This is a genomic window from Sporosarcina sp. NCCP-2222, from assembly GCF_023168145.1.
Lineage (GTDB): Bacteria > Bacillota > Bacilli > Bacillales_A > Planococcaceae > Sporosarcina.
Genome location: NZ_BQYK01000009.1, coordinates 74358 through 94323 on the forward strand (window position 1 = coordinate 74358; position 19966 = coordinate 94323).

Annotated in this window: 15 protein-coding genes and 1 riboswitch; of the genes, 5 read left to right on the forward strand and 10 right to left on the reverse strand. The window is 44.8% G+C overall.

Annotation, left to right across the window (positions count from 1 at the left end; all coding sequences use genetic code 11):
- Nucleotides 1-2839 (forward strand): S-layer homology domain-containing protein (locus NCCP2222_RS17120; protein WP_248513600.1); only part of this gene is annotated, 2839 nt, incomplete at its 5' end.
- A gap of 163 nt (nt 2840-3002) precedes the next feature.
- Here the strand turns inward: NCCP2222_RS17120 and NCCP2222_RS17125 are convergent.
- A complete protein-coding gene (locus NCCP2222_RS17125; RefSeq protein ID WP_248513601.1) occupies nt 3003-4508 on the reverse strand; it encodes a DUF5050 domain-containing protein in 1506 nt (501 codons plus the stop codon).
- Nucleotides 4509-4701: 193 nt separating this feature from the next.
- Between NCCP2222_RS17125 and NCCP2222_RS17130 the strand changes: the two genes are divergently transcribed.
- The 3 genes from NCCP2222_RS17130 (at nt 4702) to NCCP2222_RS17140 (ending at nt 9908) form a co-directional block, all read left to right on the forward strand.
- Nucleotides 4702-6516 (forward strand): outer membrane protein assembly factor BamB family protein, encoded by a 1815-nt coding sequence (locus NCCP2222_RS17130; RefSeq protein WP_248513602.1) that lies wholly within the window; start codon nt 4702-4704, stop codon nt 6514-6516.
- Between the two features lie 202 nt (nt 6517-6718).
- Entirely contained in the window at nt 6719-8392 is a 1674-nt protein-coding gene (locus NCCP2222_RS17135) for a hypothetical protein (RefSeq protein ID WP_248513603.1), read from the forward strand.
- Nucleotides 8393-8396: 4 nt separating this feature from the next.
- Nucleotides 8397-9908 carry a hypothetical protein gene (locus tag NCCP2222_RS17140; protein ID WP_248513604.1) on the forward strand — a complete coding sequence of 504 codons (1512 nt, stop codon included), beginning with the start codon at nt 8397-8399 and terminating at the stop codon, nt 9906-9908.
- Nucleotides 9909-10269: 361 nt separating this feature from the next.
- On the opposite strand, the gene NCCP2222_RS17145 is transcribed toward NCCP2222_RS17140, so the two are convergent.
- Nucleotides 10270-11514 carry a CAP domain-containing protein gene (locus NCCP2222_RS17145; protein WP_248513605.1) on the reverse strand — a complete coding sequence of 415 codons (1245 nt, stop codon included), beginning with the start codon at nt 11512-11514 and terminating at the stop codon, nt 10270-10272.
- A 314-nt stretch (nt 11515-11828) separates the two neighbouring features.
- On the opposite strand from NCCP2222_RS17145, the gene NCCP2222_RS17150 reads away from it, so the two are divergent.
- Complete coding sequence (locus tag NCCP2222_RS17150; RefSeq protein WP_248513606.1) at nt 11829-12311, forward strand: VanZ family protein; 483 nt, start codon at nt 11829-11831, stop codon at nt 12309-12311.
- A 50-nt stretch (nt 12312-12361) separates the two neighbouring features.
- Here NCCP2222_RS17150 and NCCP2222_RS17155 read toward each other — a convergent pair whose 3' ends face one another.
- The 8 genes from NCCP2222_RS17155 to NCCP2222_RS17190 form a co-directional block, all read right to left on the reverse strand.
- Nucleotides 12362-13015 carry a hypothetical protein gene (locus NCCP2222_RS17155; RefSeq protein ID WP_248513607.1) on the reverse strand — a complete coding sequence of 218 codons (654 nt, stop codon included), beginning with the start codon at nt 13013-13015 and terminating at the stop codon, nt 12362-12364.
- A 142-nt stretch (nt 13016-13157) separates the two neighbouring features.
- Nucleotides 13158-13931, reverse strand: coding sequence for a hypothetical protein (locus NCCP2222_RS17160; RefSeq protein WP_248513608.1), 774 nt, complete (start codon nt 13929-13931; stop codon nt 13158-13160).
- A gap of 45 nt (nt 13932-13976) precedes the next feature.
- Complete coding sequence (locus tag NCCP2222_RS17165; protein ID WP_248513609.1) at nt 13977-14399, reverse strand: hypothetical protein; 423 nt, start codon at nt 14397-14399, stop codon at nt 13977-13979.
- A gap of 417 nt (nt 14400-14816) precedes the next feature.
- Nucleotides 14817-15452: a response regulator transcription factor gene (locus tag NCCP2222_RS17170; protein ID WP_248513610.1), complete on the reverse strand. Its 636-nt coding sequence runs from the start codon at nt 15450-15452 to the stop codon at nt 14817-14819.
- A 72-nt stretch (nt 15453-15524) separates the two neighbouring features.
- Nucleotides 15525-15607, reverse strand: a riboswitch (cyclic di-GMP riboswitch).
- A gap of 241 nt (nt 15608-15848) precedes the next feature.
- The gene (locus NCCP2222_RS17175; protein ID WP_248513611.1) at nt 15849-16535 is read right to left on the reverse strand and encodes an ECF transporter S component; all 687 of its coding nucleotides are present in this window, start codon (nt 16533-16535) and stop codon (nt 15849-15851) included.
- Nucleotides 16511-18184 (reverse strand): ABC transporter ATP-binding protein, encoded by a 1674-nt coding sequence (locus tag NCCP2222_RS17180; protein ID WP_248513612.1) that lies wholly within the window; start codon nt 18182-18184, stop codon nt 16511-16513. The genes NCCP2222_RS17175 and NCCP2222_RS17180 overlap by 25 nt, the downstream gene beginning before the upstream one ends.
- A complete protein-coding gene (locus NCCP2222_RS17185) occupies nt 18166-19044 on the reverse strand; it encodes an energy-coupling factor transporter transmembrane component T (RefSeq protein ID WP_248513613.1) in 879 nt (292 codons plus the stop codon). Before NCCP2222_RS17185 ends, NCCP2222_RS17180 begins: the two co-directional genes overlap by 19 nt.
- A 17-nt stretch (nt 19045-19061) precedes the next feature.
- Nucleotides 19062-19931, reverse strand: coding sequence for a DUF4430 domain-containing protein (locus tag NCCP2222_RS17190; RefSeq protein ID WP_248513614.1), 870 nt, complete (start codon nt 19929-19931; stop codon nt 19062-19064).
- Nucleotides 19932-19966 lie beyond the last annotated feature (35 nt).

Sequence of the window (19966 nt, forward strand, 5' to 3'; positions counted from 1 at the left end):
CACGCCAAAAGATGGCGCAGTAAATGTCGACCCAGCAAGCGTGTCTCTAAAAGTCCGTGTCTCGGATCCAACCGAAGATGCGATGGACGTCAGCTTCTATGAAGGGCATGAAATAAATGCGGCGGATGAACAAGTGAAAGTGTATGAAAACAGCACGGATGTCGAGCCGCCAAATGAACTGATCCCTGCCGGCGAAACCATCGTTAAGCAAAAAGACAAAATGGCCAAAGCAGATGGCGTCTATTATGAAACGTCATCCACTAGCCAGTTCCCGTACCAGCGGTTTGAAGTGGAAGTCGGCGATTCAGTAGATGAAACCGACGAAATCGTCTTGAACTGGGAAGGCAAGTCATTGATTGGCAGAAAAGTGTCCATGTATACGTGGAATAATCAAGTGAATAAGTGGGAGCTGCGGGACTGGAAAATCGCGAAGGACAATGGGAATTTCAAATTGACCGGAACGGTGAAAGGCCATTCATACATCACTGATGGCAAAGTTCAGGTCATGATCCAAGACGAGATCTCAGCCTCTCCGGAATTCGACTATTCCTTCGTCTGGATGTCGGACACTCAGTATTACTCGGAAAGCTATCCGCATATTTACGATCGCATGACGAAATGGATAGCTGAAAAACAGAACGATTTGAATATCAAATATGTATTCCACACAGGAGACCTTGTAGACAAAGTCGATCAGGAAATCCAATGGACGCGCGCGGATGAATACATGAAAACACTTGATAACGCAAACATCCCGTATGGCGTGCTTGCCGGGAACCACGATGTTGGCCATAAGACAGGCGACTATAACAAGTACGGCGAATATTTTGGAGAGAAGCGTTTCAAAGACCAGCCTACCTATGGGGAATCCTACAAAAACAACCGCGGCCACTACGATTTGATCAGCGTGAACGGCAACGACTACATCATGCTGTATATGGGCTGGGGCGTGGATGACGAGGACATCGCCTGGATGAACCAAATATTGGCGGAGCACCCGAACCGCACGGCATTCCTATCGTTCCATGAATACTTGCTCGTTTCTGGAAACCGTAGCCCTATCGGCGACAAAATCTACAACGAAGTCATCTTGCACAATCCGAACGTTGTAGCTGTACTTTGCGGCCATTACCATGACAGCGAACTACTAATCGATCCGATTGACGATGATGGAGATGGTGTTCCGGACCGGAAAGTCTATCAAATGCTCGCCGACTACCAAGGCGGACCTGAAGGCGGCCAAGGCTTCATGCGCCTATTGAAAGTGAATCCCGTCGAGAATAAAATCCATGTCCAAACGTACTCCCCGTATTTGGAGAAGTACAATTACTACAGCACCGAAGAGTACCCGGGGAAAGACGAGTTTACGATTGACTTGGACCTTGCGCCACAAGAAAAACTAGTGGCGACAGATTTCTTTGAGGTCGAGATCTTCACCGATACGAAACTCGGCGAACAGAAAAACGTGGCACATGCCGGCGTTGCGGAAACAACATGGAATGACCTAGCCCCTGCGAAGAAGCACGGCTGGTACGTCACCGCCTCTGATGGTTTCGGCGGACAAACCCGTTCAGCAGTCTGGGCGTTTGTGACCGCTGGAGGAAATGGGCAGCCAAGCAAGCCGAAGCCGCCTGTCGAGGAAGAGACACCGCCTGTTCAGCAGCCAGGAAATGACGGCAAGCCGAACAAGCCAGGAAAACCTGACAAGCCGTATATTCCAGTGAAACCGGGACCGCCAGGTAATGATAAAGTGCCAGCTAAGCCGGACGACAACAAGCAGGACCCATCTGGCGAGGATAAACAGATTCAAGTGACAGTCGATATGCTAGACCTAAACGAAAAGCAAGTGATTTTGCAAGCGAAGAATGAGGGAGATACGGCTTGGGTTTTATCTGCAGATATCCTTAAAACAATAAAGAATTCGAAAAAGCCAGTCGTGTTCCAAACAAACGCAGGCCATTCGGTAACCGTTCCAGCTAGCGTGTTCTCTTCCAGCAAAGGAAACGAAATGACTGTGGAGATTGCGGTTATTGAAGATGAGGAGATTGATAAGCAGGCAGTTCGCTATGCAGATACAGTAGATGTCAGCATGAAGATAGATGGCAAGAAGATTGCATCGCCAATCGGCGTGAAACTGAAGCTGACAAAAGAAGTGAAGAAAGGATATACGACAGGTGCCGCATATGTGAATGGCAAATGGGTCTATGCGGGTGGCTATAAAAAGGATGGCTACTGGATCTTCCCTGCCACCGAAGCAACTCGTGTGACCGTCATGAGCAAACAGCCAGCTTTCAAGGATACGAGCAAACATTGGGCTAAGTACGAAATCCATTCCTTATCATCCCGCCTCGTGACAAGTGGTATAAGTGAAACCCGGTTTGCGCCGAGTGCGAAACTGACACGGGAGGAATTCACAGTATGGCTTTCCACCGCATTCCAATTGCAACTCGAGGACGTGAAGGGAGACTTTACAGATGTGCCCGCATCCAAAAAAGCAGCTGCCCAGCATATCGAAGCGGCAAGACGCGCAGGGATCGTACACGGCAAACCGGACGGCAACTTCGATCCGGACGCCATGATCACCCGTCAGCAAATGGCAACGATGCTAGTCCGCGCTCTGGAAGCGAAGAATCCGGAGCTGATTCAAGAAGATGCGTCCAAGAAGAAATTCAAAGACGAGAAACGCATAAGCGGATACGCGAAAAACGCCGTCGCTAAAGTATCAGCCGCCGGCTTGATGAACGGCCTCGAAGATGGAACCTTCCAGCCAAAACGCAACATCACCCGCGGCGAAACAGCTGTGATTCTCTGGAGGTTGTTGGAAGTTAAGAAGGATTAATAGATACTGGTTAAGCCAGTAATCGGAGACTTTTTGCTAAAAGAAAATCAACATTGTTTCTAAATGGATCAGCATATCTCTTAGAGAAATTCTAGTAGTAACGAATGTATTTTTATTCATAACAAAGGACTTCATCTATCAAACAGATGAAGTCCTTTGTTGGTCATTTAGGTGGAACGACCATCAATTTCGTCCCTGTCATTTTTTCAAAATAATACGTATCCCCGATTCGCTTGAAAGTAATATCCGCCTCGACATCCCCCTGCTCGACATGAATCATATTCTCATCGACTGCATTCACCCGATAGCTTCCATATCCGCCGTTTGGCTGGTCTGGTTTGATGAAGGATGCTGCATAAGAAGCAAGTTTTCTCATGGCATTTTCATCTACGCTAATACTGCGGAGCGATTCTTCATCCAAGTTCGTTACGCCAAATAGCAGCGTCTTGGTCGCCCCAAGGATATGACCATTGACGAAGTAGTTATCGCCGCCCGTCAAGCGGGTTGATTCCTCTTCCTCCATCTCAGCAATAGTAAATGGATCACGTCTCGCCAGCAATTCTTCATAGATACCATAGAGCTGGGCGTGGAAATCATCATACGCTGACTCATCCCATGCGACATCTGTTTCCGGTTCGACCGTGTCTTCATAGTCAATACCATACAGGTCAAAACGATCGCCATTTAGCTGTAAATAATTTACCCCTGTTGAATGTGGACTCATAAATGCCGCCTTTGCCTCGACCGCCGTAATCGGCATACCGTCGAGTGTTTTCGAACCTGCCATTATGTATACGCCTTGTGGTTGCTGCAGAATCATGCGGTTATCGTACACAATGAAGTTTACAACAGGGTCCTCCAGCAACTGAACTTTTTTCGTACTGTTCAGTTTTCGTTTGAACAACCGTTCGTTTTCGATATAATACACCCAGTCCCCGATGATTTGATAGGAAGTTAGCTCGCTCACTTCCATAACAGTCGCCAGCTCTCCTGTTTCTTCATCGATCGTATGGAGGAAGGTGACATAGGATGAGCCTTTCAGCTGTGTTGTCGTGAAATAAAGCTTTCCATCGCGTACGTAGATGTCATTGATAATACTCTCTGCTGCATCATCAAAAAGCGTCGTGAGCTTCCCACCATTTCCATCCATGCGCATGAGGACATCTGCCGAGGCATTGTCTGCAAATCGTTCTTTGCTGATGAAATATAAATGGTCTTGATACGCCAGGTATGTCATGATGAGATGCTCTTTTCCATCTTCAATCCGCAATTCCTGTTTCTCCTGTCCGTTGCGCTTCACTTTCCAGAGCACATCGCCCTTCATGTAGTACACCCATTCGCCATCCACTGTCAATGAAGTGATTTTCGACTCGCCATCGGTTACTTCGTCCAGCAGATAATTCTTGCCGTCTTCCTCTTTGCTGTCACTAAACAGCATGTCTTGATTTGTATTGAACAAATGCGATTCGCTTTCCCAAACTAAGCGTGCCGGCAAGACCGTCCCTTCCGTGTATAAGTCTGCCTCATTCATCATGTCCCCGCTTTCGGTGACTGCTGCTTCCACTTTCTCAACGGATTGCTTCGTTGCTATTTCATTCTCAGATGTCTCTTTCCCACAACCGCCGATTAACAAGGCGATTGCGATCATCCCTGCGATCCTTCCTTTCAAGTGGTGTGCCTCCTTCGTATTTTCATATGCTAATTATACTGTCGCTTCACCAAAAGTCTAAGGGGCTATATAACCATTAACGGTATAAAATTATAGAACTAAGTAATTAATAATAATGAAATCAACAGAGGATTCCTCCCTATAAACCATGTTACATTATGTATGTATTTTTATTCACAAGGAGGAGGACCCCTTGAAATTAAGAAGAATTCTGGTTTTATTGCTCATCCCTTTTTTATTCACAGCGGCAACCGCGGAAGCGCAAACAGCACCTTTCAAAGATGTTTCCGCTTCCCACTGGGCTTCCGACGCCATTATGTGGGCCCATGCCAACGGGCTTGTAAAGGGCTATGCGGATGGCACATACAAGCCGAATACTAAATTGACGGAAGCGCAGCTTGTCGCGATTACCTTCCGCTATTTTTTGAATGATGAAGTGCCGGCTACCAATCAAAAGCATTGGTCAGATCCTTACTATGCCGCAGCGGAAGAATATGGGCTGCCTCTAAAAGGCTATCAATCCATTCAAAAACGGAACGAACCCGCCACTCGCGGCCTGTACGCGGAGATATTGGGAAATCTCAATGGCGTAGTAGATGGCAATCTGGCGGAGGTCGTGGACTGGATGTATGAACAGGGCATCACAACCGGACGCACCGGGAAAGGTACAAATCTTGACCAATACGATCCGACTGGTACGATTACGCGCGCCCATGCAGCCGCCTTCTTCCAACGGCTGTCCAATCTAGGCATCTCCAAACCTGTAGACCGGACTGAAAAGGACGAAGTAGCAACAGATTCTAAACCGCTCAACGTGCCTCCATTCCGATCAGGTACTGGATTCGCGAACAGCTTTGACACAACAGCCGTACAACCCACCGCGACTGCCTGGAACCGCTTGTCTCGATTCAGCGGACCGGCGAAATTCAAAGAAGCGTGGCATATTTCATTTGACTATGACCGGGCACCAGGTTCGCTGTTCACTTTGACCCACTCTCCAGTCATCGGACGAGATGGCACACTGTATGTGCGAGAAGGATTTTTATACGACCCGAGCGCGGCTGGCAAGCTGTACGCCATTGATCCAAACGGAAAACTGCTATGGGAGCGCACGATCGGATCAGGAAAAGCATCCCCCGTCATCGGGAAAGACGGAACAATTTACGCGTATGGCGACGTGGCAGTATTCGCATTCTCTCCTAGTGGAAAGATAAAATGGGAGAAGAAATTAGGTGTTAATGGCTCGCTCACACTCGATAACGAAGGGCGCATCATCGCTACCTACACGCCATCGATCGGGTTAGGAGTGAAGGTTGCAGCTATCCAGCCCGACGGAAAAGAAGCATGGAGTCGCGCGGTCGACGCAGACTCACAATCCTCCGCCAGCCGCTATCCCGTTGTTGCGGAAAACGGAACGATCTATATGCTTGGACGCTCCGGCAACCTGTTTGCCCTCGCACCAAACGGCACAACGAAATGGGTAACTCAAACAAAAGCATACGACGGCACCTTATCCCTCGGCCCGGATGGCACGGTTTATATCGCAGCTACCTATTTTGCGCTGGAAGCAGATGATCACATCTCAAGCGGTGGAATTGTCGCCATTACTCCTGAAGGCAAGGAAAAGTGGCGGAGCAATGCTGTCGACCCAACCACCTTGTCAACAGTCATAGTGGGCTCGAATGAATTGCTGTATGTAGCCGGCCATAATAAAATCGCAGCGCTTCATACAAACGGACAGACTGCTTGGACATACGAAAACACGGACGACTTCGGCAAAGCGGCACTCACGGCTGATGCAAACGGCACTTTGTACAGCGTATGGAAACTTTACAATTCCGCTGATACCATCATCAGTTTCACAGGCGACGGCCGCTTGTTGCAGAAATATACACTTCCGAATGCAGCAGAAGAAGTCGACAGTAACTTGTTGATTGGCCCTGATCGGTCCGTTTACTTGGCCGTTTCGCATGAGGAGTATAATCGGCTTTATAAGCTTGGAGAATGATGGGTGTTTTGATTTATTTGATTATAACCACTTGGTTGCTACGTTTGGCCAAGTGGTTTCTATATTAATTTTAATTGTTCGATTCCGACCATAAGAAAACTGTATGTTAGTTAGAGGCAACCAACTGGTTATAGTCACCGCTAAAAAACTTGTAGCTGTATAATTAAGACGAATCATTAATCTCAATCTGCAGGAGGACCAAATGTCTATACAAAAATATATTAAAGAGCATATCGATCTCTTAGGAAATAGTACGTATACAGCGCCATCGATTCCGGATAAGAAATTAAACGGTGCTATTACTTCTTATGCTCAAGACGTAAATTTGGAATACGTCGTTGCATTGCAGGACACGTCTATCCTTTCTTCCGGAAAAGAAGGCTGCTTATTTTTAGGAGATGCAGTTTACTTGAAGACCTCTTTTGAGAAACCTCTTAAATTGGAATACGCCTCGATTGAGTCCGTTTCCTATTCTACTTTTGAAAAGGCGGGAAGCTTTGGCAAATTGAAGCGTGTAGAACAAGTGGAAGCGATCATGAATGATGGAACTACCCACGACTTAACATCCCTTTTACTAAATGTTAACTTGCAAGGCTTTGCGGAACTGATTAATGGCATATTGGCAGAGGCGGAAAACGGAAAAGACTTTGTGAACACATCACAGATTACGCCTCTCTCCGAGATGACCGAGGAGATTAAGGTGAATTACATTAAAATCGTCGCAAACTTTGCCTATTCAGATGATCAAACCATCGATGTTTATGAGTACACCGAAATCATCTCCCTTCTTTCCCGAATCGAACTCAGTTCATCGAGAAGGCTGGAAATCAGAAGTTATTTGAGTCATGCGGAAAATATGATATCTACCGAAGCATTGCTTACGACACTAAAAGATTCTGTTGAAGAAGGCAGTTTCGAGATTTTAAGCAAGTCTTTATTTAAAGATATCCTCTACATATTTGGCACACAGCATAACATCCAGGAGTGGTCTCAAAACCAGTTTTTAACTGAGCTAGCCCGTTCGCTTTGTATTACTACTGAAGAAATCGAATTGATTATCGCCGCCATCCAAAACGACGAAGATATTTTGAAGCATCGTAAAAATGATAACCAAATCAAAAAGGCAATGAAAGATCTGTCCGCTAAAGCTGTGGCCGTAGGGGTGCCGATGGCGGCTATCTATTTTTCCGGGTCCGTTGTTGGATTAAGTGCGGCGGGCATCACGTCTGGCCTGGCCGCTATGGGGATGGGGGGACTTCTTGGTTTCTCCAGCATGTTCACTGGAATCGGGGCACTTGTCTTAATAGGAGTAGGCACCTATCACGGATTAAAGAAAGTGAGCGGCATCGGTGATTTAGAGAACAATAAACAGCGGGAATTCATGCTGCAGGCCATTATCCGCAATTCGCAAAAATCGCTTTCCTTTTTAATCGAAGACATTAACGCGATCACACAGCAATTAATGGTAGAAATGAAAAAAGGCAATGAGAATTCCGAGAAGATCCAGAAGCTTTCCAAACTGTTGGACATGTTAAGCAGAGGAGCTCAGATGAGCGCTGAAAAGCAAAATATGTCTCAAATCGAACAGGTCATTACAAAGTTACCCGCAAAACTAGATATGGACCGGCTCATGGGCTTAACAAACAAGCCGACACTTGAGAAAGTCCGCCAATTCATCCTTTCTTGTTATGTAGCACTGCCTGTCGCCCAAGACAATGAACAAGCCAATGTAAAACCTGAATTCACGTTACGGGAAGGCCTTACACTCTCAGATGTGGAAAGCCTGCATAATTGCTTTACGGAAATTGAATACAACAAAGTAACACAAGCTGTATTTGCATCCGCTACGACAAAAGCGAAAAACTTATTTAGGTGATCCTATGAAAAACAAACGTTTATCTTCAAAAGCAATCGACGAAAGCGCAAAAGTGCTGCTCGTGCAAAAACATATGACGGATCAGGCTGTGCAGGTCGTCGGACAGATTCAAACCGATTTGCAACAGCTGGGCGAATTGCAAAATGCGCAAAGTGACGCATTAGACGATTTACTGCTAAGAGCTGAACTACTGGCGAATGGGCAATCTTTTGAGCTTGGAATGACTCCTGAATTTGCTGAATTGAATTGGGACAGCTATGAACGACTCGATACTGTAAACACTACGGATCATGATGCGTGGAAGGACTTTCTCGATAAGATGGAAGGCTTTGCGGCTACTCGTGGAATTGATACACGACTAGATCCATTCGATCAGTTGTTAAGCACAAAGGAAAAAGCTGAACTTACCCGCCAAATCCGAGAAGATTATAAAATGGCTTCCCCTAATTGTGATAAATACGACTATATCCTCGCCGCTTCTTGTGGGGCAGTCGCGGGTTTGATTGACAGCTTTTTCGTAGGTATGCCAGGGGACAGCAAACTAGGAAACTGGACCGATCAGCAAGTGGATAACGTCGTTGTAAAGTTTGCGAAAACCGTCTGGCGTTCCGATAAAAACGGCGGTGCGCAGCTTCGGACGGAACCTGAAAATATAGCCCAAGCAATCGGATTTTTGGAACGAAAATTTAAAGTGAACTACGATGCTCGGTATGCAACGGACTTACATATGGGGGATGCAACACTGAACATGCGGCCGAGCGACCACCATCTAAAATCGTTGGGTCACTCGCCAGACATCATCGGACTCTTTTTCTCCATTCTGGACCAATTCACCGGAAAGACCAGCTTCATAGCTGATGGCCGTATCATTCGCCTTCAGCCAATCGAAGGATCAGATGCTTTTGAACTGAGAGGCGGAAACTTTATCGCCAAGCTATACTGCGGATTTGCCAACTGGCTGGGCCACCTTATGTCAGACATTGCAGGCTCCAGCGGCACGAGAGGACATATGGACGGAAGGCGCGGTGCCGGCATTCCGATTCCCTTCTACTCGCTATTCCAGTTATGCGATTTCGGCTCGATCCAAGTAAACGGCCAAAGTAAAACATTCGCGGAGTTTTCAACCGCTGTTTTCGAATCGGGCTACGATGCCCGTTTCGGAATCACCATGGCGATTCCCGTCCTCTTCAACGAATTAGCCATCCGTCTTGCATGGGCACTCAAAAGCAAGTTTTATCATAAGAGAAGCTGGAAAGAATCCATACCGATTGGCAGCAAACCCGAACTACGTCGGATGCTCCTCGTCGGGCACGGCACCCTTTGCTTGCTGGACGGAACCGACGCAGCTATACGTTCAGGAGGCAATCCACTTCTGTTCGCCACACGGATTAATATGGTAGCCTGGTCGAGGTTAGCATTTAGCGGACTTCTTGAAGTACGCAGTCTGTATAAGGAAAAAGGGATTGATTTGCAGGCGCTTGAGAGGGATGAGAGTGGGAGCGGTTGTTTGGTGTAATTTGAAGGTCTTAAATATTCCCTGCCATTAGAGCTGTAACTGTCATTTTTGAGAGAATATTAAAACACCCTCTAAACAGTGAACCAGCGTATTTGCAGTGCGATAGACCCCATGGAGGAGTGGAACGTTTCGATCGAGGAATTATCAACGGGCGTGCTTTTGCAGAACACGCCCGTGGTAATCCCTTTTTCCTTGTGAAAAGACTCTTCTTTATTTTAACGTTGCTAGACTAACGATATCGGCTTGGCTTCACTACTAATCTCAACTACTATCTCGGAAAATATTTAGAGCTTTTGCCAACCAAGTTAGTATTGTATATTTCATTATTTTCTACAATTTTGAATGGCCTCTACTCCCCTATTTATTTTATCTCCCCAGCAGGGTCTGATTCTTTTCCAAACCAAACGTGTGCATAGTTCCCATGAATCCCGATACCCATCGTCGATAAATTGGACCACGCCCCATCACCAATGATAACATTATTATGCCCAGACGATCCCTGCCATGCTTTAAGGGCGACGGAAGGGCTCATTTCTGCACTATAATAAACTGAAATTTCATAGCCATTTCCCGGATAGCTCGTTAGTTCTCTTGGCTTGTCCCACATGCGTTTCGCGTACTCATGATCCGGCGTATAACACACATCACTCCACTTCCCATTGCTGGACCAGCTGTGTAGGTTACATTTCACTCCCCGAACATCCACGTTTTTTTCTGGAGCGTATTGATTTGAGTCCACTACATGAGTGCGCGCCACCGTGGTCAATGATTTGGAGATCGGTAAAGGTTTAAGACCTAGTGAGATACGATAGTCATTTATCAACTTAGCGAGTTCTTTTTCTTTCTCCGTCAACGTTGCTGCATCAATTGCATAGTTGTCTTTCACTTGTGACCCAGATGATACAGGTGCATCCCCTGTCAGCTCAGGTTCCCTTGCATTTGAAGTATCTTGAGAGTTGGATGGTTTAGATCCAGCGGGAAGTTTACTGGCAATCAATGCTTCTTCCGTGAGAATTTGATTCTTCAATTTTGAAAGATTCGACGCAATCTGCCCGACTCTTCCTTTATTGGTAGTAAGACTATTACGAGACTTGGCAATGGCATTTCGATTTTGTTCTAGTTTCTTTTTAATTGCAGTGTATCGCTGGTTAATTCGTTCTCTTTCTTTTACAAGTGATTCTACTTTCGCTTGCAATTTTTTATAGTCTGTTTGCAGGGTAGCTAGTTCCCTTTGGTATTTTGCTCTTTGCTGTTTCGTTCCACTTGCTAACGCCTTGTTCTTTTTTCTATACTCTTTAATTTTCAGATTCAGTGAAGATACTTGTTTTCTTTGGTCTGTCAATTTTGTTTGTACCGCGTCCAGTTCTACACGCACTTTTTGCGTGTCTAGCGAAATCGTCTTGCTTTCTCGCAGTAACGAATCGAGCTTGGATTGATCTTGTTCTAACTGTTGGGACAGTTTACGTTGCTCTGTTAGCAACTTTTGTTCTTCCTTTTTGTAGTTATCCAGCATATTTGCCGCCACTGTCGTTGATGGCGCCAGAAATCCAAGTGCTAGTAAGCTGAATATAAAAATCACAGTGGGTATTAATCTACTTCGGTTCATAATTTCCTCTCCTTTTAATTAATGAATATCAAGAAAATGAAGACACATCTGTTATCAATAGATAAACGGTCACTCAATGTGTAACAATATGTAAATCAATCCAGTTATCCTTCCAATCATAATATACCATGAAAATTGAACTAAATAAATGGACCCAATTGGAATAGATTAGGGACTTTTCATTATGAATCTAAGATTCCTTTTGAATGACGGGCTTCCAAATCCCAATGCGGCTGATCGTCCTTGCCATACTTCAATGTCAAGTCTTACATGTAGAATTTCAAAAACATATTCAAATATGGTACAGTCACCTTATGAAAAAATATTTATTCGTTTTAGCGATCCTCTTACTCCTCTTTTTATCATCCGGTCAATCGTATGAGCAGCAAACCATCGTTCCCACCCTGAAACAATGGCTTCCAAATAAACCACTGGAAGGCTTATTGTCTCATCTGCAAATCCCATATTGGGGCAGAATTGTCTCCATCGAGGAGCGAGGCTATTATTACTTTGTCGAGTTTCTAGTGCGAAAAGCAGCCCACTTCTTTACGTTCGGACTTTTAGCGATTGGTGTTTATTTTGCTCTCCCGTCTTCTCGATTCCGAACTCTCTTTGCGCTCCTCGCCACGGCGTTTATTGCCATAGCGGATGAGTTTCACCAGTCGTTAACAGGTGGAAGAACCGCTTCGGGCTATGACGTTCTTTTAGATACAGCCGGCGCAGTCACATGCCTGGTCCTGCTTCATTTCGTACTGGTTGTTCAATCTTCCATACAGAAACAAAGAAAACCGCGTTAACCCTCAGGGTTGCACGGTTTTCTATCGTTTGCTTTTTAGTTAAATATCAGTCATCTTACATTAATTTCAATAATCGAATCTGTCTCTTCCATTGATGGCAGAGTTTCTGCTTCTTCCTCTGGACGCAAAGATGGAGCTTCCGTTTCAACAACCTCTTGCTTTTCGTCTGTCCCATTAGTAGATCCGTCCTCAGGCTGCTCTTCTTCTTGTTTCGCATCGTCCGAAGGATCTGTTTCAGTTGGTTCTGTTTCTGGCTCAGTTGCTTCCTCCATGTCACCTGGATTTCCTTCTTGGCCCTCTCCCGGTTTTGGAACTGTTGGAATTGGCGTCGATGGTGTTGTAGTCGGTGTGCACACGCCAGCGGATCCACTCAACTGTTCCATCGCTTGCGCAAGGGTTGCGTCAAGATCAGATGAAATCTCAGCTTTTTTTGCTGTTGTGTCAATCTGTATATTCGCCATTAGACCCGCCGCGTAATCTTGAAGTTCCTTCACCCGCTTCGCTGTCTCTTCTTCTGTGTATCGAGCCAGTTCTTCCTCCGCTTTTTTCATCTCATCCTGTAAGGCCACTCTCAACTCTTCCATTAGCAGCTCTTTTTCACTAGTGATCGCATGCTCAAGCTGCTGAATGGATTCGGTCTTTTTCCCATGGAACCAGTTGGTCAGTAGACTCTGAATGTCCTGATTGGCCCATACTTTATTCATCCCACCTCCTAGTGCTACGGTAACTAGGAGGACAGCTAGTAGTAAAAGTACTTTTTTCAGGGTTTCGTTTGGCTTTTTCACTTTCCTCTTCCCTTTCATACCCAAGAAGGACCCTCTTCATAGAAGGTCCCTCGTTTGGTGCTTACTTGTTGATTCCGTTGACTAATGCATCTAATTGCGCCTGCGCCTCAAGTAGAAGCTTTTTGCTAGTCATTGTTAGTTGTCTTTCTTGCTCTTTCACAAAGGCATCGTTTAACGCTGTTACCTTGACTCTGAGTTCCACAATTTTCTTATCAATCATAGCTTTGATTTCTTCAATTGTTAGATCTGTTTCCTTATCCAATTTTGCTTGAAGATCCTCTTTTGCCCATCTGATTGTATCTTCCAAATCCTTCAGAGCAGCTGCCGTGGACGCTTTAACATCAGCTTCCATCTTTTCTCCCGCCACTTTACCTGCATCTCCTGCATGTTGTTTTAAATCACTCTCCGCAAATGCCAAAGCATCCTTTCCGGACTGCTCAATTAATCCATTGGCAAATTGGGCGAGGCTATCAAATTGGCCGCTTAAATATGTTTCAATATGTGCTTTTTGTTCCTTTATCGCATCAATATGTTTTTCGCTTTGCTCTTGAACACTTTTCTTGGTGACGTCTCCAACAAACTCACCTCTACTATTAATCTTGGAGGTCGCGTCTGCTTTTAAACCATTATATTCTGCAGTCAAGCCTTCAATTTTGCTATTACCATAGCTACCTACTTCTTCTGTTATCTTGTTACTCGCCTTGCCGAACTGCGCATCATACCAAGCCTTTAGATTCGCTCCTGCGTCTGTTGCTCCGAGTACTGCTCCTCCGCCTGCTACAAGTCCTACTACCAATGTTCCCGCGATTACTTTCCCTTTTGCTTTTTTCAACATGTAACTGTCTCCTTTTTCATCCGTTTTATTTGGTAAAACATTTGCTCACTCGCTTAATACTTCTTGGAGAATCGATTCGAATTCCAGTTGGATTTCTTCCTCGATATTCCGGTTTGTTACGTATTCTTCCAAAGTTTCATTGCTTAGTTCATCTCTTGTTGCGTTAAGGTCTTTGATCAGGGCATCCTTGTAATCTTCAATACCAGTCGTTGTGTCCCCAGTCGCCCTGTCACGTTGCATGGCAATTGCCGTTTCCAAGACCATATTCAGTTCCATTACAAACATGCGATTTTCACTAAGCATCCGGATCAACGCAGTCGCGGTTTCAGCTCCTACTCTTTCGCTCTTTTCTTTGAATGCTTTCTCGTACCAGTCTGAAAGCATCTGAGCTGAGTTGGTATTTGCGTAAATTGTTCCAGCGCTTGCAAGAAAAATAATTGAAAGCAAAATAACGAACTTCTTTTTCATGGAGTACACCTCTTTAGAAATAATCTGGCATAGATAAGATCTCCTCCAACTAGTTATTATCAGCCCCTACTTGTGTGCTTGGAACTATTTTTAGTATAGGACGAATATAGAAGGACTTCCTCACTCTCAGGAATACTTTTCCATAACACTTTCTCTACTTCTTCTTCTACTTTAGTGAAAGATAAGTAAACTTTAGAACCAACTATGTTAGAAATGATTACTTTTTCCGCAAGAAACAGTCCCTTACAACTAATTTATCTTGTACTCATGAAGGCTTTGAAATGAACTACTAAATAAGGGGAAAGATTATTACAAAAGGCTCATAGCGCTAACCACTCAAAAGTAAAAAGCGAGACTGCTATTCAGTATCTGAAATAGCAGTCTCGCTTCTAAAAGATAAGTTATAAGAGGAATTCCTTAATTCACAACATAACGGACGAGCCCCGTCGCATTTGCAAACAAAGCAGCTTGAGTCCGATCGGCCAAATTTAACTTGCCTAACACTTGGCTAACATGTTTTTTCACCGTGTACTCCGTAATATATAGCATCTGGGAGATTTCTTTATTGGAAAGCCCTTTCCCCAGTTCAATCAGAACTTCTGTCTCCTTAGGCGTCAGTACATTGATCATAGAAACTCGCTCTGTTGGAACGCCGACCATTTGTTCCAAAATACGAGAATCATAATAAGTTCGTCCCTTGCCTATCATCTGTAAAGCATGTACCAACTCTTCCGGCAATGCTTCCTTGGAAATATAACTGGAAACCCCTAATTCTTTCGCCTTTTTAAAGCTTTCTTTGTCCGGAGTAGCTGTCAGGGCAATGAACTGGCAACAAGCACCTTGCTGTCGGACTTTTGCAATGAGATCTAGTCCTGACTCCATTCCTAAAATCAGATCAATAATCGCTAAATCCGGCTGTGTGTCAGCAATTTTCATGATCGCTTCCTTCCCATTAGAAGCTTCCCCAACCACCTCGAATGCTTCCAGCTGCCCCAAGACCGCTGCCATTCCTCTTCGGACAACTGGATGATCATCCACAATGACTACTCTCATAGCACTATCACCTCAACTAAAATATTTTCAGCCAAACATAAAGAGCCCAATGGTACTTGGAAAAAATCCAAATACAATCAGGCCGGTTGCACCACTCACTCCATGCAACCCAGGTGCCCAGATGCGGGTTGCACTTCAACGTTTCCTTCACTATTAAGCTTGTACCATCAGTATACGGGATGAAATCAGAATATCCTGTCAGCTACTGCGATTGGTCTGCTTCTAGTTTTGTTGGTTTGAATGCTATTTTGTCGTGCTTCGTCGTAAAACTGGTTGTGGATACGTTTTTCTGATTATTAGTGACGGTTGGGGCAGTATTGGTATGCGCAGAATAGTGAATAAGCTCAGCAGAGTCCTTCTGCTGAGCGGTTTGCTTACTACTTTCTCTACCTTCCGTTATACAAGCAATCCATATTTCCGCTGAACGCGTTGCAATATTTTAATCCAGCTTGCACTGAAAACTGCAAGAAAGAATACATTGGATAGTCCATGTGCTAGGTCAAAGTAGATGCTGGATACATAGATACCGAGGAAATACTCCCAGGATAGCGCTTCTACATTACTGACAATAATCCACATATTCATGAACCAGCCGAATAAATAGCCCCATACGAAACCAAATATACACTTCCCCCAAATGGACTTCATCCACCATGCATTGCGCAATAGTCCTGCAGATACTCCCATCATGCCCCAGGCGTACATTTGCCAAGGGGTCCAGGGACCTTGCCCGAGAAAAAAGTTTGAAACGAGGGCCGCTGCGGCTCCAACGAGAAATCCTGATTCAGCTCCAAAGACTAATCCTGCCATGATGATGATGAATGATGTAGGCTGGACACTTGGCAAACCCGCGAATGGAACTCGTCCTACAGCTGCTATGGCTGCAAGCATGGCGAGTAAGACGATTTCACGTCCGGCGACTTCTCTCCATTCAAAGCGAACGAAGAATGGAATGGTAATACATGCAATCATAATGAGGCTTACTAGTAGGTAGGCCTTGTAATGAAAAAAAACGATGGATACGACTAGTAAAAGGAGCAGCACAATTGAAATTGCAACTAAATAGTTTCGTGAACGTTCCATATTGCAACTGCCTCCTCATACGTTAGTACTTCCGCTTGCCTCGTTTCACGCGTCGCTCGATTGATTGCTGTCGTGTAGAAGTAATTGCCTTTGAACAGCTCATTCGGGGTTCCGTCGGCTGCAATTTCGCCATCGAACATCATGGCACAGCGATTTGCGAAGTGAGCCGTGAAGCCGATGTCATGTGTGACCATGAATATTGTTAGCCCTTGCTTCTGCAAATGCGTCAACAGTTCCCCCAGTTGCTGTTTGGAAATTGGGTCCATCCCCTTTGTTGGTTCATCCATGAATAAGAGGTCAGGCTCTGACATTAACATACAAGCAAGAGCCGCTTTCTGCATTTCTCCTCCAGAACAATCATACGGATGTCTTGACCGCAAATGGGTAATTCCGAAGGTCTCCAGCAAATCATTCATTCTTCTTTCTGCTTCTTCCGCTTTTAAATGGGCATGGTTGATCAGCATTTCTTCTTCAATGGTTTGCTGCAAAAAATAGGTGCGCGGATTTTGCGGTAAATAGGCTATTTTACCGAGCCACTCGGAATCTTTCATTTTTCCAATCTCTCGTCCTTCGAACCATATTTTCCCGCGCTGTGGTTTTATACTTCCTAATCCTGCCCGTAATGCTGTCGTTTTTCCACTGCCATTCCCACCTACTAACGAAAAAAATTCACCCTTTCGGATGGTTAAATGAAAATTCTTTAAAACGATCGGGGCATCTATCTTGTATCGATAATATACGTCTTCCATCTGCAATAAAAACGGACTTGATTCTGCCTTGCCCGGTACTGTTGGCTGAACCGCCTGTTCTTTCGCATCTTGGCCAATCCATTGCTTGCACTCTTTGACAGTCAGCGGAATGGAGTCTAGAATTGGATTTGATTCAAATTCCATATACAACCGGGAAAACGAAGGCAAATACGCCAGCAACTGTTTGGTTTCGTCTTGATAAACCCTAGCTATCACTTCCCTGCTGGTGCTGTTATATAGTACGCGTCCCTTCTCCAGAAACAACACTCTATCTGCCATGGCATACAGTTCTTCCATTCGATGTTCGACTAACACAATGGTCATACCTGTTTCTTTGTTTAAACGTTCTAGCATTAAAATAAGCTCTTTCGCCGCAACCGGGTCAAGCTGGGATGTCGGTTCGTCCAGCAATAAAACACGCGGCTTCATAAGCAAAACAGACAACAAGTTTAATAGTTGTTTTTGACCGCCCGACAGTTCAGATGGTTTGGCACGCAAAAGATCTTCCACCCCGAAAAAATGTACCATTTCGGCTACTCGCTTGCGCATTTCAAAATTGGAGTATCCTAGGTTCTCTAGTCCAAAAACGATTTCCTGCATCACTTCATCCATGACAATTTGATTGTCAGGATCTTGAAACACATATCCGATCTGCTCAATCAAACGTTTCCCATCCCACTCCTCCACCGGCTTCCCTCTAAAAACAATGTCGCCTTTGAGGTCGCCTGTCGGACGCAACTCTTTTTTTAACAGTTTCAAAAGTGTCGTTTTCCCGCTCCCACTGGCACCTCCAATGATGACAAATTCTCCTTCATTTATTGTTACACTAATGTCTTGCAGTACAATTTGCTCTTCCTCGGGAAAAGAAAACGACACTTCATTCAAGCGGAATACTTCCATTTCAGCTGCTCTCTCCCTTCTACGAACACTGGAAATAAGATGATTGCCATACTGCTAGCAAACACAACCCAGTCGAGCGAATATAGATGAAGTGTGCCAAGCTTCGGGTAGATGATGATTTTTCCATAACCTAGTAACCCGCCAATGACACTAATGATAAATAACACGAACAGATATACAAGCCATTGTCTGTCCACTTTTGTAAGACGGAATGGATTATAGGGACTTCTTTTACCTGTTCCATATCCTCTTGCTTTCATGGAATCTGCGGTTTCAATCGCCTCTTCCAGTGACCAGGCCAGTAAAATCTGCATGATGGCCATGCCGCTCTTTGCACGATTTCGAATGGAACCTTGTCGGATCGTCCTCCCTTTCAGCCGCTGAACGTCTTGTATTTCCGTCAACCGTCTCTTTAATAAAGGAACAAATCGAATTGATAACATAATTAAAAAGGCGGTTTTCGGCAATATTCTTGAGAAAATGTATAAGATTTTATTGCCATTCAACACGAGATTTAACGAAATAAAGAGCAAAAGGATCATGAGCAACGACATCGAAGTAACCACTCCGTATAATGTCGCTTCGAGTGTCACTTGTTTGCCGCGAAAATAAAAAAACACATGGGTCCCTCGTGAATTAATAAAGGGATTTACCAAAATAATGAGAAGCGTCATCCCGACCATCATCGGCAGCCATTGCTTCATCGAGCTGCCCCGATCATGCGTCAAATTGACCGCTACCAACGCGAAGCAGCCTACTAGCAAAAATACCGGATGATTAAAAAACATTGCATAGAAACCTACGAATAGATAATAGAAAAACATGACGAAAGGGTGAATTGATTGTATTCCATTCCCCATCAGCAATCCCTCTTTCTTTACTTGCGAAATGGCTTTAAATCGGCATTCAAGTCAACGCCCAAATTGGTCGTATACAGCCATTCGACTCGGTCGCCATCTTGTAATTTAATTACGCCCGCCCCGCGATCCGGAAAAATCCCGTTCACACGATACATCCAGCCGCTACCTTGTCCTCTATCAAATTCATACACATTAGCAATTCCTTCTATATAGGCCGTCGCTCCCTGTCCACCCCGATAGTCCATCTGCACTTTATGCTTTTTTGTTATGGCGATTAGAGCATCCAGTACTGTATCCCCCTCTTCGATTTCCATCTCGGTCGGTGGCAGTGGCACTTCACTGGAAGAGATCACTATCGAGTAAACGACTTTGCTGGTTTCAGGTGTTGATGGGCTTTCTACAGATGGCTTAGTATTTTGTTGTTGTGTCACGGGTTTTTCTGCTGGTTTCGTTGTTGGTTTATCTGAAGGCTTAGTTAATGGTTTTTCATTGTGTTTTTCTGATGGCTTGGCTGGAGCCGCCGGCGTAGCCTTCGATGGATCAACTGCAGTTTTTTCAGTCTTAGCAGGCTTTTTTTCTGCCACTGCTTTGTTTCCGGAATCCTTGTTGCTTGCACTCGATTTTTCTGAATCTAGTTTTGTTTCGGTAGTCTTCTCTAGAGCAATATCCTCTACCGGCTCTTCCAGGTCCGTTATTCCGTTTTTCTCCGGCTTATTCTGTTCTTCCTCCTGTCTATCCGTTTGCTCTTCGCTAACCGGATCATCTTCTGTCAGCTGAATTTCTTCGTCTTCCAGTCCAGTCGGTTTTTGCAGAGAAGATCCGCATGCCGAGAGTACAATAGTTAAAAGAACCACAAGAAAAATATTACTTATTTTCCTCCAATACACTTCATTACCTCCTTAAAAAGACGATCTTGCATCCA